The organism is Paenibacillus thiaminolyticus, from assembly GCF_003591545.1.
GTDB classification, from domain to species: domain Bacteria; phylum Bacillota; class Bacilli; order Paenibacillales; family Paenibacillaceae; genus Paenibacillus_B; species Paenibacillus_B thiaminolyticus_A.
The window spans coordinates 20,702-37,008 of the sequence record NZ_QYZD01000034.1 but is presented as its reverse complement, the minus strand read 5'-3'; the positions used below and the strand labels follow the sequence as shown (position 1 = coordinate 37,008).

Here is a 16,307-nt window from a genome sequence, read left to right as displayed (position 1 = left end):
CGGTACTCGCGGCTACGGCGTAGACGGTACCCGTGGCATGGGCCTAGGTACCCGCGGTTGGGGCACTGATGGCACCGGTACTCGCGGCTACGGCGTAGACGGTACCCGTGGCATGGGCCTAGGTACCCGCGGTTGGGGCACTGATGGAGTAGGTACCCGTGGCTACGGCCTAGACGGCATCGGTACTCGAGGCTATGGACTAGACGGTATGCGCGGCTTGGGCTTGGACGGAGTCGGCACCCGCGGCTATGGTGTTGACGGGGGCAATTATGGTACCAATAGATACGGTACCTATGGCTTTGGAACGAATAATTACGGCATGAACAATTATACGGGCTATGGAGTTGACGGCAACCGGTTAAACGGCAACGGCACAGGCTATGGCAACGTGCATTCCATGAGTAATATGCAGATGAACAAGAAGATCGCTGATAAAATCACCCGCATGAAGGGAGTCAAATCGGCGAACGTTATGTTGACCAACAATAATGCGTATGTGGCTGTGTCGACTGACGGCAATATGAAGACAAAAGGAACTGCAAAGGGAACTCATCTGAAGACAAAGGCAACCAATCACCGCGGAACCGGGGTGAAAAGCTTGAGTACCAAGGGTGGAACCGGAAATCTGGATACACGGTCCAAGAGCCATACATTGAATAACAGCGTAGATATGGGCAGAAGCAGTGATATGTCTGCGGACCTGAAGAATCGCATTGCCGAGATTGTCAAAAAAGACGCACCCCAATGCGATCAAGTATACGTGTCAGCCAACCCTGATTTCGTCCAACGGATGAATGAGTTCATGAAGAGCTCGGCAGCAGGCCGTCCGTTATCCGGATTTGCCAGTGAATTCCAAGAAATGGTTTATCGTATCTTCCCGACACAAGAATATGGAACCACGAAACAAATGACCAATACTCAACCGAGACGAATGAGTAAAATGGCTCCCGGATTGAGATAACAACGGAAAGGTACCGCGTTCTGCGCTATTGGCAGACAGGCGCGGTCCTTTTCGCTACATACGGTTTATCGTGCAGCATTTTGCCCGGATTTATGCAATAGTGACAGGGAGCGCAGAGGATAGGCCCATTTTTGAGAAGCACCGCACCAAGTGAGAACGCCCTTCATACTATAACTTTGACTGTATCCCTTAACCTTGTTAAATAACAAAAATTCGGGCAAGGAGGGGTGACACTTGAAGGGTAGCGATCACAAAAGCAAGTTCCTGTTGACGAACCGTGAACGCGAAGTCTTTGAATTGCTTGTTCAAGACAAAACGACCCGCGACATCGCGCAACTGCTGTTCATTAGCGAGAAGACAGTCCGAAACCACATCTCCAATGTTATGCAAAAATTAAATGTGAAAGGTCGGTCGCAAGCGGTTGTCGAACTGATCAAGCTTGGGGAGTTAAAAATCTGATGATAAGCCCATCGCCCTGACCATTGCAAACTTCTGCTCCTGCGGCAGCGCCTGATCCAAGGACAGAAGTTCTTGAATGAGCAAGTCGCTATGGCTTGCATTCAATAGATCACAGCGTCGTCTGCCGGCTGCCCGCACATAGGGTCTGGCAGTTAGACGCTAATTTTTTGTCCTCTAACTGCAAAAATAAAGAGAAGGCCCATGTGCTGCAGGAGCAAGGGCCTTGGAATAGCGTGAATTTGAGGAGGGTTTAGGCTTGCTGCATATGGCTGCGGCCCTTGACCCAGACTTGCTGGATATTCAGATCGCCGTCAGTCCAGACAAGATCGGCTTGTTTGCCGACTTCGATGCTGCCGGTCACGTCATCGATGCGGAGTTGCTTCGCCGGATTGATGCTGGCGAGACGGGACGCTTCCACGAGGGACAGGCCTACCTGCTCGATGACGAAGCGGACAGCGCCGATCATCGTCAGCGTGCTGCCTGCCAGCGAATTGCCTTCCGTTAGGCGGGCCACTCCGTCCTTCACGGTAACCGGAAGGCCGCCCAGATCGTAAGCTCCGTTCGGCATGCCCGCTGCGGACATCGCATCCGTGATGAGCACGAGCTTGCCCGGAGCTTTGGAGCGGGCGAGCAGCTTGATGCATGCGGGATGCACGTGATGGCCGTCCGCAATGACTTCAGCCGTAATCCTATCGTCGGTCAGGACCGCGCCGGCGACGCCCGGATTGCGGTGGTGGACCGGGGACATCGCGTTGAAGGTGTGCACCGCTTGGTTCAGGCCGGCATTGACCGCCTCAGTCACCTGCTCGAATGTCGCGTCGGTATGGGCGGCTGCCACATTGATGCCGTGAGCCCGCAACCAGCGAATCGCTTCGATCGCATGCTGCCGCTCCGGAGCGAGGCTCAACTGCTTCATGACGCCCGGATGGTTCTTATCCCATGCTTCCAGCCACTCGATTTGCGGATCAAGCATATAGGCTTCGTTCTGCGCTCCTTTGTACTTCGGATTGACGAACGGTCCTTCGAGGTGAAGGCCCGCCAGCTGCGCATAAGGCATATCCTGCTTCATATAGGCGTCGACGGCAGCGACGACTTTGTCCAGCGCTTCGCGGGACTGCGTCATAGACGTGGCGAGCATCGCCGTCGTGCCATGCTCCATATGGAAGCGTGTGATCGTATCGTAGGCTTCCGCTGTCGCGTCCATGAAGTCGGCGCCGAAGCCGCCGTGAACGTGCACATCGATGAACCCGGGCAGCACATACCCGCCTCCGGCATCGATGGCCTCGTCAAACCATGCGCGATCCTGATCCGCCAGTTGTTCTGGTGTGCCGATGAAGACGATGCGCCCTTCCTCTACGCGGACCACGCCATCCGCCAGGATGCCGTTCGGCGTCACGACGCGCGCCTGCTTCACCGTAAATGTTGACTTATTCATGGAAATGTTTTGCCGCCTCCTTGTCGAGTAATACGACGACGTTCGGGTGAGTCTGAAGAAGAGAAGCCGGGATATCCGTCGTAATCGGGCCGGTCAGCGCGCGGTGAACGATATCCGCCTTGTCCGCTCCGCGGACGACGAGCATGATCATTTTTGCCTTCAGGATGGAGCCCACACCCATCGTAATCGCCTGCGTAGGCACTTCGTCAATGGAGTTGAAAAAGCGCTTGTTCGCCTGGCGCGTTTCTTCTTTAAGCGTGACGACATGCGTGCCGCTTTGCAGGTGGCGGTCCGGCTCGTTGAAGCCGATATGGCCGTTATGGCCCAAGCCCAGCAGTTGAAGGTCGATGGAGGCGTCGAAGAGCATTTGGTCGTAGCGCTTGCTCTCTGCCTGGAGATCGGCCGCGTTGCCGTCGGGCACATGCGTATTCTCTTGATCAATGTCAATGTGAGCAAATAATTGCTTGTTCATGAACGTCCGGTATGTCTCCGAATGATCGGAAGGCAGACCGACATATTCATCCAGATTGTACGAGGTGACCTGCTTGAAGCTGACATATCCTTTGCCGCAGAGCCGGATCAGCTCCTGGTAGATGCCGATCGGCGTGCTTCCCGTAGCCAGCCCGAGCACGGCATGAGGCTTCGTCTGCACGAGGCTGGCAATAATGCTGGCCCCGTTCTGGTTCAATTCTTCATTGGTCTCGAACGTCAAAATGTTCATTGTGTTGGTGTTACCTCCCTTTAGCTTTACGATACTTCCGTACCATCCGGTACGAGTGTTCCAGCATCGGAATACGCTCGTGGAACTCCTCACTCGTCATCCCTGCGAACAGAATATCGATGATATGCAGCTGCGCAATGCGCGATGCCATATCGCCGCGCCGGATGCCTTCCTCCAGCGAGGAAGCGAAAAGTCGAATGTCTGCCAACGAGGCAAGACGGTTCGGTCCGACCTTCGTCAAGGAAATGGTGGTCGCTCCCTGTTCCTTCGCGCACAGCAGCGCCTCGATCGTCTCCGGCGTCTCGCCGGAATAGGAGATGGCGAAGGCGACATCCCCCGGACCGAGCCGGGAAGCCGATGTAATCTGCATATGCGGGTCGGAGAAGCAGGATGCCTGCTTGCCGATGCGAATGAGCTTCTGATAAAAATCCAACGCCACGATTCCGGAAGTGGCCATGCCGTAGAGATCGGTTTGCCGTGCGTCAAGAAGCGCATGCAGGGCCTGCTCCAACGTCTCCAGATCCAACAATCCGGTCGTATCGGAGATCGAGCGGATATGGTTGGTCTCGATAGCGGCAATGATGTCTGGCAGCGGGTTGCCTGCAATGATGTCCTGGTAAGTGAGCGGAACGCTCTGTTGGGCCAGGTCGGCAGCGAGCTTTGTCTTGAAGTCGGGATATCCCCGGAAGAGGAGCGATTTACAGAATCTCGTTACCGTCGCGGGCGAGGTGCCTGACTGTTCGGCGAGGTCCGTAATGCCCATCGTCACTACATTTCCCGGAAATTGCAAAATGTAATCGGCAACCTTCCGCTCCTGCGGGTGATATTCTTCGAATTTTTGCCGGATCGCCTGCAATATTGTGGACAAACCAATCATCCTTTTACGGTCAGATAGAATGAAAAAAATTTTGATAGATTCATGCTCTGACATGAAAATTATTTCACTATTATCATAGTCAATTGGTACGGAGAATACAAGGAGAACGGAAGGAAATACACAAATATATCGGTTTTTGCTCGAGTTCGGAACGGGGGGCGTACAATGGCGTTACATCGCCCCGCGGAAGAGGATGAAGGAAAGAGCGGAAGACTTGCTCTTCCGCTCCGTCACGGCCTGCCGGAAGGAGGACAGTGTCCTCAGGATTCGGTGGACAGCTGGCGCTGATCCCGGAATTGGCGCGGGGACAGTCCCATCCGATTTTTGAAGGTTCGGTAAAAATAGGTGTAGCTCTGAAAGCCGCACATCTCGGCAATCTGCTCCAGCGGCATGTAGCCGTGCAGTATTCGTTCGCAGGCGAGCGTAATCCGGACTTGAATCGCATAATCCATAATCGATTGCTGGAAGGTCTCTTTGAACACATGGGATGCCCGCGAGACGCTCAGTTGAACCGAATCGGCGGCATCCTGGAGCGAGAACGGCTCTGTCGCATGCACTTCGACATATTGCTTGATGCTGTGGGCCAACTGCGCCGTCCGGTTCATATTCAGGAAAGACGGATGCGTCCGTTCCGTCAGCGTCCGCCCGAGCATGCCGAAGAAGGCGAAGGTGAGATGCTTGACAATATCGTTCACCTTAATCGAACCGAAGAGGCGCTGTTCCTGCATAATTGCGCGCCAGAGCGACAACAGATGGTCGTCGATTCCGATCGCGGACTTGCCGGGGCGCTCCTGCTTCGCCCACCATTGGTCGACCCAGGGGCCGTTAAGAATCATATAATAATCCAGACTGTGCACTTTGCGAAGCGGATCGGATACGTCCGGATTGCGGTAGCCAATCTTCAGATCATAATACCCGCCCGGGGCGAGCATCAGGAGATCGCCGGGCTTCAACTCCTGGTACCCTCCGTCCAGCCAGGCGTGTGCGCTGCCCTCCAGCTGGATCCGGACCAGGTAGTGCTTCAGATCGGGAATGACGAGCGTCATCGCTTTGCTGTGCCGGGCATGTCCGGCGAACAGCAAGGAGATGTCCTGCCGCGGTTCACTGGACTGAGACATGTGAATCCCCCTATTTGTCATGTTGTCGTATACCTCGATTATATCAGACAATAGCAAGATTGTTCATGTAAAAATGATATCCTTCATTCACAGCCCGGGTACAATGTGGCACAATGAATGAAGTCCGATGTAAACCTTTTCAGGGAGTGCTCGGCGAATAGAATAAGGCAGCCTGTCCAATATTGAATTTAAAAGAGGTGCTTGGTCCATGAAAATTGGAGTGCAGCTTTATACGGTGAGAGACGAGACCGAAAAGAACTTCATCGGCACGCTGGAAAAAATCGCGGAGATGGGCTACGAAGGCGTAGAATTTGCCGGCTACGGCGGATTGAAGCCGCAAGAACTGGCGGACGCGCTCAAGCGTCTGAATCTTGCTGCCGCAGGTTCCCATGTCAGCATCGAGCAGCTTGTCGATCAGCTTGATGAGCAGATCGAGATGAACACGGCGATCGGCAACCGGTACATTGCGTGCCCGTGGCTTCCGGAATCGAGGTACAACTCACTCGAAGCGCTGCTGCATACGGCAGAGCAACTGGCGAATGCATCCGACCGGCTTGCTGAGCATGGAATTAAGCTTGGCTATCATAACCATGATTTCGAATTTACGAGAAAACTCGGAGACGATACGGTATTCGATACATTGTTCCGGCTCGTACCCGCAGGGAAGCTCTTCACGGAGCTCGATGTCTGCTGGGTGCAATATGCTGGGCATGACCCGCTTAACGTCATCGCAAACTATAAGGGACGAATTCCATTAGTCCATTACAAAGATCTGCGGCGCGACGAGCAGGGACGCCCGCTTACCGTCGAGCTGGGAGAAGGCGAGCTCGATCTTGTCTCCATTGCCCGAGCGTCGAAGGAAGCCGGTGCGGAGTGGCTCATTGTCGAGCAGGATGAATGCCAGCGTCCAAGCCTGGAGAGCATCCGCAACAGCAGACAATGGATCAAGGCCAATCTGGACCAATAAGACTGCCGACCACCATCGGCTTATAAAAAATAGCAATACCAACCAGTTAATTATAGCGAACATGCCTATAGGAGGAAAATGAACATGTCTAACATCTACAAGATCGCAATTATCGGCTGCGGGGGAATCGCGAACGGCAAGCATATGCCAAGCCTCAAGAAGCTGGACAACGTGCAAATGGTCGCATTCTGCGATATTATCCCGGAGCGTGCGGAAGAAGCCAAGGCGAAATACGGCATGGAAGACGCGAAAGTATACAGCGACTATAAGGAGCTGCTGAAGGACGGCAGCATCGATATCGTTCATGTCTGTACGCCGAACGACTCCCATGCGGAGATTACGATTGCCGCCTTGGAGAGCGGCAAGCATGTCATGAGCGAGAAGCCGATGGCGAAGACGGCAGTGGATGCGCGCCGCATGGTAGAGGCCGCGAAGCGCACAGGCAAGAAGCTCACCGTCGGGTACAACAACCGCTTCCGCTCGGACAGCCAGCATTTGAAGAAGCTGTGCGAGGACGGAACGTTGGGCGACATTTATTATGCCAAAGCTCATGCGCTCCGCCGCCGCGCCGTTCCAACCTGGGGCGTGTTCTTGGATGAAGAGAAGCAAGGCGGAGGCCCGCTTATCGATATCGGCACGCATGCGCTTGATTTGACGTTGTGGATGATGAACAACTACGAGCCTAAGATCGTGCTCGGATCTTCCTTCCACAAGCTCGGCAGCCGTCCGAACGCGGCGAACGCATGGGGATCCTGGGATCCGGAGAAATTCAAGGTCGAAGATTCCGCCTTCGGCATGATCGTTATGAAAGATGGCGCCACGATCGTACTGGAGTCGAGCTGGGCGCTGAACGTGGCGCAGTCCGGAGAAGCGAAGTGCACGCTGTGCGGTACCGAGGCGGGTGCCGATATGTGGAATGGCCTCAACGTCAACGGCGAGAAATACGGCCGTCTGTATGACCAGAAGATCGAATTGACCGCCGGCGGTGTCGACTTCTATGACGGCGAGGCCGAGAACGCTCCTGACCTGGAGATGCGTCTCTGGATCGAAGCGATCGAGCAGGACAAGGAGCCTGTCGTTACACCGGAGCAGGCATGCGTCGTCTCCGAAATTTTGGAAGCCATTTACGAATCGTCCCGTACGGGCAAAGCCATCTACTTCGATTAAGCCATTAAGCCATAGATTAGACAGCGAAGACATATATGAGGAAGCAGCATAACTGAGGGAGGCAGCGACGTGAAATTAGGCGTATTTTTGGTACTGTATGGACAACTGTCATTGGAAGAGGCGCTCGATACGGTAGCGGCCAAAGGAGTCGAGGCGGTAGAGATCGGAACAGGCGGCTACCCGGGCAACAAGCATTGCAATCCGCATGAGCTTCTGGCTGACGAGGCCAAGCAGCGGGCATTCAAGGAAGCGGTCGAGTCCCGGGGCTTGATCATCAGCGCATTGAGCTGCCACGGCAACCCGCTCCATCCGCAGAAGGATATCGCCAAGGCATTCCATGACGATTTCATGGCGACGATTGATCTGGCAGCGAAGCTGGGCGTGCCGGTCGTCAACGGCTTCTCCGGGTGTCCGGGAGATCATGAGGGCGCGAAGTACCCGAACTGGCCTGTAGCGCCATGGCCGAACGATTACCAGGAGATTCTGGACTGGCAGTGGAACGAGAAGATTATTCCTTATTGGAAGGAAGTCGGCAAGTATGCCCAGGATCGGGGCATCAAGATCGGTCTGGAGCTGCACGGCGGGTTCTCCGTGCATTCCCCGGGCACGATGCTTCGCCTGCGCGAAGCGACTTGCGACGCGATTGGAGCCAACCTGGATCCGAGCCATATGTGGTGGCAGGGCATCGACCCGGTACAGGCGGTCCGCATTCTCGGCAAGGAAAATGCGATTCATCACTTCCATGCGAAGGATACGACCATCGATCCGATCAATGTGAACAAGCATGGGGTTACGGATATGCAGTCGTATACGATGATGCTCGATCGGGCATGGCAGTTCCGTACCGTGGGCTATGGACATGACGTGAAGACGTGGGCGGATATCGTCAGCGCGCTTCGTCTCGTCGGCTACGATTATGTCGTCAGCATCGAGCATGAAGACGGCTTGATGTCCATCGACGAAGGCTTCACCAAAGCGGTGCAGAACCTGCAGCCGCTGCTGATGAAAGAGGCGCTCGGCGAGATGTGGTGGGTGTAACCCGTTCGCGGAGAAGACAATACAACAGATGATCTCAACATAACGATGGAAGGCGCGACCCGCAAGCCCGTCATCAACCCGATACATGGCGGGCCTAGCGGGACGCGAAAGGAGCATACAACGATGACACAGCGACGCAAAGTAACGATCTGGAATGAGTACCGGCACGAGCTGAACAATCCCAAAGTCGCCGAAGTATACCCGAAGGGCATTCATCAAGCGATTGGCGAGGGGCTGGGCTCGGGTTACGATATCCAATACGCTACCCTCGACATGCCGGAGCATGGCCTCACCGAAGAGGTGCTGAACGATACCGATGTCCTTATCTGGTGGGGGCATATGGCTCACCACGAGGTGGATGACGCCATCGTCGAGCGCGTGCATCAGCGTGTGCTGCACGGCATGGGGCTAATCGTTCTGCACTCGGGCCACTTCTCCAAAATCTTCAAAAAGCTGATGGGCACAGGCTGCGATTTGAAATGGCGCGAGGCGAATGACAAGGAGCGTCTATGGGTCGTAGCTCCGAATCATCCGATTGCCGAAGGAATCGGGGAATACTTCGAGCTGGAGCGGGAGGAAATGTACGGCGAGCACTTCGACATCCCTCAGCCGGACGAATTGGTATTCGTCAGCTGGTTCACGGGCGGTGAGGTATTCCGCAGCGGCTGCTGTTACAACCGCGGCATGGGCAAAGTGTTCTACTTCCGTCCGGGCCACGAAACGTATCCTACGTATTACAACGAGAACGTGAAGCGGATCATCGCCAATGCGGTGGACTGGGCGGCCCCGACGAAGCGGGCCTATCCGACTTACGGCAATGCGAAGCCGTTGGAACCGATGAACTGAAACCAGGACGATAACATATAGTTACGCCATGGTTGCCTTGGGCAGATAGAGGACGGACTCCGTTCTTTCTGCCCAGGGCTTTTTGCTGATCCGGGGGAAGTAAAAAATAATCTAGGTGACTCCCGAAGATGTTCTATGTTCTGCAGCAGGCGAATGCGACAGAGGAATGGCGAAGTCCTCGCTGATTACCGCCATCATTTTAAATTCATGGCCTCGTGGAACGAGTACATTATGGCGCTGTTGTTCCTCTTGACGGAGACGAAGCGGATGCTGACACTGGGACTGACCTATCTGATGGTGGTCCAGTGCTTCGCGACGGATTGGGGTGCGCTGTTCGCCGGACTCGTCATCGTGATGATCCCGACGATGGTCGCCTACGCTCTGCTGCAGCCCCAGATGACCGCAGGCATCAGCATGGGCGGATTGAAGGGCTAGGGCAGGTTTTGCTCCGGTTGAGGATAGGGGCGTTATCCGGGCGCCGCTTAATGAAAACGAAAGTATGGGAACCCCGCTGGGATGGCGGGGTTTTGGGGTTGCCGCGGAAGGGGTGACGCTGTTATCTGGCGAGCTGGCCCTTCCTGGCGTGGCATATGGAAAAACACTGCCGTTATCCCGAACGGTCAGGACAGACCGGCGGACGAGCAGCTCCCACACCTATGCAACACACCTATGCAAAAGCGGGTGCAGCCGTTACAATGAGGTAGAGAATAGATGAGGTGATTGCAGTGACAGAATGGTATGAACGAAGCTTCGGCCGCGATTATTTGCTCGTATACCGCCACCGGGATTTTCAGGGCGCGACGCAGGAAGTGCACGGAATGATGGAGTGGCTTCGGCTGCCGCAGTCTGCATCGATCCTCGATTTGTGCTGCGGCATGGGCCGGCATGCGCTGGCTCTCGCGGAAGCGGGCTACCGGGTAACCGGGGTAGATTTGTCCGAAGTGCTGCTGGAGGAAGCGATGGCGCACGACACACGCGGCCAGGTTAACTTTTTCCGTGGCGATATGAGAGAACTGCCTGTAGAGGGACCGTTTGATGCGGTCGTGAATTTATTTACGTCTTTCGGCTATTTTACAGACAATGAGGACAATGCCCGCGTCTTCCAGGAAATCCATCGCATCTTGAAGCCGCAGGGCCGCTTTATCATCGATTTCCTGAATCCATCCTATGTCCGGCAGCATCTGGTGCCATATTCGGAACGGGTGGACGGCGGGACGCGCATTGAGGAGCGGCGCCGGATTGAGAACGGCTTCGTCAAGAAGGCGATCACGCTGACGGATGCATCCGGCAGGGAGCCGCGTCAATATGAGGAACGTGTCCGGCTGTATGAATTGGCGGATTTCCTGAACATGATGGAAAAGGCCGGGCTTGTCATCGATCAGGTTCATGGCAGCTATGATGGCGCCGCTTATGACGAAGAGCAGTCCAAACGCATGATTATGGTTGGACACCGGCCATAGCTCGCCGTTGGCTGCACACGCCAGACCCCGGCTCCTGTCGTCTAGCTGGCGGCGATGGCTCCTATGGATATAGGCTTCGGCTGCATGCTTCCGCAGAGCGCTGCCGGAGGTGTCACCGGGCCGGAAAGCGAGGTATACATAGATGAACGATAACGATATCCGCCATCCACACGAGGAAGGCGCCCATCCGGCTCAGCTGCACCGGCCGGCCGACGGCGTGCTGCAGGCGCGTATTCCGCTTCCGTACTCCCTTCGCTGGGTGAACAGTTATCTGTTGAAAGGGCCGGAAGGGTATACGATTGTCGATCCGGGCCTGGGAACTGAAGAGGCGGAAGCCTGCTGGGCGGCGCTGTTGGGCGAGCTGGACGGGCCCGTCGCTCGCATTGTCCTGACCCATTACCATCCGGATCATCTCGGGATGGCCGGGCGGCTTCAGCGGCAGCTGGACATCCCGGTTCTGATCTCGAAGACCGGTTGGGAGCATGCGCTGCGCTTGTGGGGGCCGGGCCAGCGGATGACCGAAGCGATGATGGCCTTATTCGCGGAACATGGCGTTCCGGCCCCGATCGTCGCGTCCACCGAGGCGCATATGGACGGCTTTCTTCCGCTCGTCGCGCCGCTGCCTGAGGTGGAGTTCCTTAGCGACGGCGAGCAGACTGCGTTCGGGGGCCGGACTTGGGACGTGCTGGAGACGGCCGGGCATGCCCCTGGGCATCTCAGCTTCTATCATGCTGCGAGCGGCTTAATGCTGGCAGGGGATCATGTGCTGCCGCAGATTTCGCCGAATGTGAGCTATATGCCGGGGAGTGACCCGCAGCCGCTCCATTCGTATTTGGAGGGCCTCGCGCGGCTCAGGAGCTGCCAGGTGGAGCTTGCGCTGCCGGGCCACCGCCATCCGTTCCGCCATTATGCGGCCCGCATCGATGAGCTGCTGCGTCACCATGAGGAGCGGCTGGCAGCGATTGCGGCGCTGCTGGCGGAGGAAGCGCGCACCGCTTACGACGTATGCGTGCGATGCTTCGGCAGTCCGGAGCGCCTCACCATCCATCAACTCCGCTTCGCGATGGGCGAAGCGCTCGCCCATCTGCTGGAGCTGGAGCGGAGGGGACAAGTGCGCCGGACTCCGCCGTCCGCATCGTCGCCCATCCGCTTCCATTCTGCTGACACAATGTAGGTGTCTCATAGGGATTGCCAAAAGACTGGGGCGACGAGCGAGCAGAGATTGTGGAGGCGGAAAAACGGCAGCTGGCAAAGCGGCGGAAGATGGATGAGACAGTGAAATCCTGCTAGAGTGCAGCAATTTACTCTATCTGAGCCGCTATTTGAAGAAAGTCCTGCAAAAGTACATTATTTTCATCGATTTTTGCCTTTAATCTATTGGATATTCAGAAATTGATGCAGTTTTGCAGCAATTCCTGTAACGGAGGAGACGTCATAGAGGAAAACTGCATTATCACAGCTTTTTCAACGGGCTGAACTGTGTTCGACAGGCTGGGCTGTGTTCAGCGGGCTGAGTTGTCCAAAAGGCTAAGATGTTTTCAACAGGCTAAGATGTGTTCAACAGGCTGAGCTGGGTTCAGTAGGCTGGGTAGTGAGAAGCAGGGTGCGGGGTTGTCTCGCTACGGCTACACAATACTTACGGGGACAGCCCCTGCCGTAAAGCCCGGTTCCGATGAACCGGGCTCTGTTCGCATGCGTCTCGCTCCTGAATGCTCGGAACGGCGGAATTACGATTCCAGCGCCTTCATCTCTTTCTCGCGCTCCGCCTGCTTGCGGTGCGCGATGCGGCTGCTGGCCGCCGCGGCGATGGCTCCGACGATATCATCCAGGTACGTATGGATCTGGCCGTCGCTTTTATCGTTCAGCTTCTCCAGAATGCCCGGCTTCATTTTGTCTACATATCCGTAATTGGTGAAGCCGATACTGCCGTACACGTTCACGATGGAGAAGGCCAATATTTCATCGACGCCGTACAGGCTCTCGTCGTTCTCTATCATTTCCTGCAGGGCCGGAATGAGCTTGCCCTCCTCTGCCAAAATATCGAGCTGGATGCCGGTCAGCACGGCATTCTGTACTTCCCGCTTCAGAAGCACCTGCTCGACGTTATATTTGCAATATTCTATCGTCAGCTCCGGGAAGTACTGCCGCTGCAAAAACATGACCAGCTCGGCGATCTGGTCCACCGTAATACCCCGCTTATGGAGCCATTCGCGAGTGGCGTTCTCGACTTTATCACTGTCCAGACTATAAGGCTTTTTGCCCTCGGCGGGCACGTTCACATCTGCCGGTTGATTCATCGTTGAGCACCTCTTTTTTCTTCATTTCCATAGCGTGTGGATTCATCACATCACTTATGTATTCGACACCGAACACCCATAACCTTCCTTCCCAGGCATGAAAAACTTGGACGAATGCCCGCAACCGAAATCCCGCCAACAACTTGTCATGAAGCGGATAGCCTGCTCGTATACATAGGACAAACGGGGGGAGACTTCACCGTCTCCTGCAACGAACTTGAAGGAGGTTGTATCGCTCATGAGGCGGACAAGTGGTTGGCGGCAAGGAAGTCTGGCGGTAATTCTGACACTCCCTTTTCTATTGAGTGCCTGCGGAGGCGGCGACGGGGCCATTGACGCGCCTCCATCCGATATCGAAGCGAGGATGATGGCGGAATTGGAAGGCGGATCGGGTTCCCCCGGCACGAGTCTGACTGGGCAGGAGGATGGGCAGATGGACGCCAACATGACGGTCTATCTGCGGGATCGGAACGGTTATCTGGCCCCGATCTCCTACCAATGGGATGCGGCGGATGCGAAGGGCCTCGCGCAAGCCTCGCTGGAGCTGCTTGTAAAGCAGGGCTTGCACAGCGCCAAGCTTCCTGCCGGATTCGAGGCGGTCCTGCCCCAAGGGACAGGTGTTACGAATGTGACGTTGAAGCCGGATCAGAAGCTGGCGATTGTGGAGCTGTCGAAGGAGTTCGCCAATTATGAGCCGGCCGAGGAACGGCAGATGGTAGAAGCGATAACGTGGACGCTGACCTCGCAGCCGGACGTGGAGAACGTCCAGCTGTGGATGGATTCGCATAAATTGAATGAAATGCCGAAAAACGGCACGCCATTGGATATCCCGTTGAACCGCCAGTTCGGAATCAATGTGGAGAAATCCGATTCTGTCAATTATTTGCGCTCGATGCCGGTGACCCTTTATTTCTCCAGCTACAGCGAAGAGGGCAAGTCCTACTTCGTGCCCGTCACCCGGCTTGTCGAGCCGTCCGATAATCCGATTGCAGCGACATTGGAGCAAATTATTGCGGGGCCGCTCAATCCGAAGACGCTGGAGCGGGTCGCTTCGGACGAGACGACCGTTAGCGCGATTGCCAAGGAGGGCGATACGCTGACCGTCGATCTGGCCGATACGATGTTCGAGGCGGGCGAGCCGGTTCCGGCCGAGCTGTTGAAGGCCGTCGTTCTGTCGCTGACCGAGCGGGAGGGCATTGCCAAGGTGAGAATCAAGATGAACGGCAACGCGGATATTCAAGGTACTGATAAGAAAAACTATTCGGAGCCTGTGGCGCGGCCAGTCATTAATCCGGCCTGGAAAGGGTAGAACAGGTGATTTTCGCCAAGGTCTTTGATAGAATAAGAAAATGTTCCCTATCGGACGAAAGAGCAATGTCAGGAGGCATAAATTCATGAGAAGCAACGGACGACAGGCGGATGAGCTCCGCCCGATTACGATTCGGACGAATACGAATAAATACGCGGAGGGCTCGGTCCTCATCGAAGTTGGCGACACGAGGGTCATGTGTACGGCGTCGATTGACGAGAAGGTTCCTCCGTTCATGAAAGGGCAGGGGAAGGGCTGGATTACGGCTGAATATTCGATGCTGCCCCGGGCGACGCAGGTGCGCAATCAGCGCGAATCGGCCCGCGGTAAGCTTACGGGACGCACGATGGAGATACAGCGGCTGATCGGCCGGGCGCTTCGCTCCGTCGTCGATCTGCATGCGTTGGGCGAACGCACCATCACGCTCGATTGCGACGTGCTGCAGGCGGACGGAGGCACGCGTACGACTTCGATCACCGGATCGTTCGTTGCGATGGCGATGGCGGTCAACAAGATTGCAACCCAGCACAATCTGTCCAAGTTCCCGATTACCGATTTTCTGGCTTCGGTCAGCGTAGGCATCCTGCAAGGAAAGGCGCTGCTCGACTTGAACTATGATGAGGATTCAACGGCCAAGGTCGATATGAACGTCGTCATGACCGGCAACGGCAAGTTCGTGGAGGTGCAGGGCACAGGCGAGGAGTGCCCGTTCTCGCGTCAAGAGCTGAACGATCTTCTTGCCGTGGCGGAGAAAGGCATTTTGGATATCGTCAAGCTGCAGAAAGAAGCGCTCGGACCGATCGCCGCCAAAATTTCCGCTCAAGTCCAAGCAGCCGAAGGAGAGACAGCGAAGCCATGAACAGAGGGGAAGCCATGATACCGCAGCAAGATACGATTATTATCGCGACACAGAACAAGGGCAAGCTGAAGGAATTTCAGCTTGCCTTCCAATCGATCGGCAAGCGTGTGCTGAGCATGGCCGATTATCCGCAGCTTCCCGACATCGAGGAGGATGGCGACACGTTCACGGCCAATGCGCTGAAGAAGGCGAAGACGATGGCCGAGGCCTTGAATCTGCCGGTGCTGGCCGATGATTCCGGTCTGTGCGTCAATCGGCTGGACGGGGCGCCGGGCGTCTACTCCGCCCGATACGCGGGCGGGCATGGGGATGACCAGGCCAACAATGCGAAGCTGCTGGCGGAGCTCGGTAAGCTTCCTCCGCTGGAAGCGGACGCGGAAGCTCCGGCCGGCAGCCGTATTCTGAGCCCGGCTCAGTTCCTATGCGTCCTCGTATTGTATGATCCGGTGCGGCAGTCCTTCGTCGAGGCCGCTGGCAGCGCTGACGGCTATATTATCGACCAGCCCCGGGGCAATCATGGATTCGGCTATGATCCCCTCTTCTATCTCCCGGAGCTGGGAAGCACGATGGCCGAGCTCACGCCGGAGGAGAAGGAGCGCATTAGCCACCGCGGCGCAGCCATCCGCCTGATGCTGGATAAGCTCCGCTCCGGGACAGCCTGACGGCTGCGGACGGGGAAGGAACGGCGGAGACCGCATTTTTTGGACCGCATCGCTTGCTGCGATGCGGTTTTTTATTTATTTTTATATTTTCGATAAGAATACTATGAATTAATACTAGGCAAGAGACGGAA

The 16,307-nt window shown here is 55.9% G+C and carries 17 protein-coding genes; 12 read left to right on the top strand and 5 right to left on the bottom strand.

Going from position 1 to position 16,307, the window contains the following annotated elements:
- Both DQX05_RS24835 and DQX05_RS24830 read left to right on the top strand, forming a co-directional pair.
- Positions 1 to 961, top strand: a 961-nt coding sequence (locus DQX05_RS24835) for a YhcN/YlaJ family sporulation lipoprotein (protein ID WP_220483258.1), incomplete at its 5' end; no start/stop codon positions are given.
- 234 nt (positions 962 to 1,195) lie between these two features.
- Entirely contained in the window at positions 1,196 to 1,420 is a 225-nt protein-coding gene (locus DQX05_RS24830) for a helix-turn-helix domain-containing protein (protein ID WP_006288225.1), read from the top strand.
- Between the two features lie 250 nt (positions 1,421 to 1,670).
- Here DQX05_RS24830 and nagA read toward each other — a convergent pair whose 3' ends face one another.
- From nagA to DQX05_RS24810, 4 genes are all read right to left on the bottom strand, one after another.
- Positions 1,671 to 2,855 (bottom strand): N-acetylglucosamine-6-phosphate deacetylase, encoded by a 1,185-nt coding sequence (gene nagA / locus DQX05_RS24825; RefSeq protein ID WP_119796036.1) that lies wholly within the window; start codon positions 2,853 to 2,855, stop codon positions 1,671 to 1,673.
- Positions 2,848 to 3,576, bottom strand: coding sequence for a glucosamine-6-phosphate deaminase (nagB, locus tag DQX05_RS24820; RefSeq protein WP_119796035.1), 729 nt, complete (start codon positions 3,574 to 3,576; stop codon positions 2,848 to 2,850). The genes nagA and nagB overlap by 8 nt, the downstream gene beginning before the upstream one ends.
- Before the next feature lie 10 nt (positions 3,577 to 3,586).
- Positions 3,587 to 4,444 (bottom strand): MurR/RpiR family transcriptional regulator, encoded by an 858-nt coding sequence (locus tag DQX05_RS24815; protein WP_119796034.1) that lies wholly within the window; start codon positions 4,442 to 4,444, stop codon positions 3,587 to 3,589.
- A gap of 269 nt (positions 4,445 to 4,713) precedes the next feature.
- Positions 4,714 to 5,571: a helix-turn-helix domain-containing protein gene (locus tag DQX05_RS24810; RefSeq protein ID WP_119796033.1), complete on the bottom strand. Its 858-nt coding sequence runs from the start codon at positions 5,569 to 5,571 to the stop codon at positions 4,714 to 4,716.
- Positions 5,572 to 5,779: 208 nt separating this feature from the next.
- Between DQX05_RS24810 and DQX05_RS24805 the strand changes: the two genes are divergently transcribed.
- The 7 genes from DQX05_RS24805 to DQX05_RS24775 all read left to right on the top strand — a co-directional run bounded on the left by DQX05_RS24805 (position 5,780) and on the right by DQX05_RS24775 (position 12,223).
- Positions 5,780 to 6,538, top strand: coding sequence for a sugar phosphate isomerase/epimerase family protein (locus DQX05_RS24805; RefSeq protein WP_119796032.1), 759 nt, complete (start codon positions 5,780 to 5,782; stop codon positions 6,536 to 6,538).
- Positions 6,539 to 6,622: 84 nt separating this feature from the next.
- Positions 6,623 to 7,705 carry a Gfo/Idh/MocA family protein gene (locus DQX05_RS24800; protein ID WP_119796031.1) on the top strand — a complete coding sequence of 361 codons (1,083 nt, stop codon included), beginning with the start codon at positions 6,623 to 6,625 and terminating at the stop codon, positions 7,703 to 7,705.
- Between the two features lie 69 nt (positions 7,706 to 7,774).
- Entirely contained in the window at positions 7,775 to 8,743 is a 969-nt protein-coding gene (locus DQX05_RS24795; RefSeq protein ID WP_119796030.1) for a sugar phosphate isomerase/epimerase family protein, read from the top strand.
- Between the two features lie 123 nt (positions 8,744 to 8,866).
- The gene (locus DQX05_RS24790) at positions 8,867 to 9,589 is read left to right on the top strand and encodes a ThuA domain-containing protein (RefSeq protein ID WP_119796052.1); all 723 of its coding nucleotides are present in this window, start codon (positions 8,867 to 8,869) and stop codon (positions 9,587 to 9,589) included.
- 153 nt (positions 9,590 to 9,742) lie between these two features.
- Positions 9,743 to 10,024 (top strand): ABC transporter permease family protein, encoded by a 282-nt coding sequence (locus tag DQX05_RS24785; RefSeq protein WP_119796029.1) that lies wholly within the window; start codon positions 9,743 to 9,745, stop codon positions 10,022 to 10,024.
- A gap of 290 nt (positions 10,025 to 10,314) precedes the next feature.
- Positions 10,315 to 11,049, top strand: a complete 735-nt coding sequence (locus DQX05_RS24780) for a class I SAM-dependent methyltransferase (RefSeq protein WP_119796028.1) — start codon at positions 10,315 to 10,317, stop codon at positions 11,047 to 11,049.
- A gap of 142 nt (positions 11,050 to 11,191) precedes the next feature.
- Positions 11,192 to 12,223 carry an MBL fold metallo-hydrolase gene (locus DQX05_RS24775; RefSeq protein ID WP_119796027.1) on the top strand — a complete coding sequence of 344 codons (1,032 nt, stop codon included), beginning with the start codon at positions 11,192 to 11,194 and terminating at the stop codon, positions 12,221 to 12,223.
- Between the two features lie 553 nt (positions 12,224 to 12,776).
- On the opposite strand, the gene DQX05_RS24770 is transcribed toward DQX05_RS24775, so the two are convergent.
- Complete coding sequence (locus DQX05_RS24770) at positions 12,777 to 13,346, bottom strand: phosphatidylglycerophosphatase A family protein (RefSeq protein ID WP_119796026.1); 570 nt, start codon at positions 13,344 to 13,346, stop codon at positions 12,777 to 12,779.
- Positions 13,347 to 13,584: 238 nt separating this feature from the next.
- Between DQX05_RS24770 and DQX05_RS24765 the strand changes: the two genes are divergently transcribed.
- From DQX05_RS24765 to DQX05_RS24755, 3 genes are all read left to right on the top strand, one after another.
- On the top strand, positions 13,585 to 14,655 hold the full coding sequence (locus DQX05_RS24765; protein WP_259392212.1) for a GerMN domain-containing protein: 1,071 nt from the start codon (positions 13,585 to 13,587) through the stop codon (positions 14,653 to 14,655).
- A gap of 85 nt (positions 14,656 to 14,740) precedes the next feature.
- Positions 14,741 to 15,514 carry a ribonuclease PH gene (rph, locus tag DQX05_RS24760; protein ID WP_119796025.1) on the top strand — a complete coding sequence of 258 codons (774 nt, stop codon included), beginning with the start codon at positions 14,741 to 14,743 and terminating at the stop codon, positions 15,512 to 15,514.
- Positions 15,511 to 16,176, top strand: coding sequence for an XTP/dITP diphosphatase (locus DQX05_RS24755; protein WP_119796024.1), 666 nt, complete (start codon positions 15,511 to 15,513; stop codon positions 16,174 to 16,176). Before rph ends, DQX05_RS24755 begins: the two co-directional genes overlap by 4 nt.
- Positions 16,177 to 16,307 lie beyond the last annotated feature (131 nt).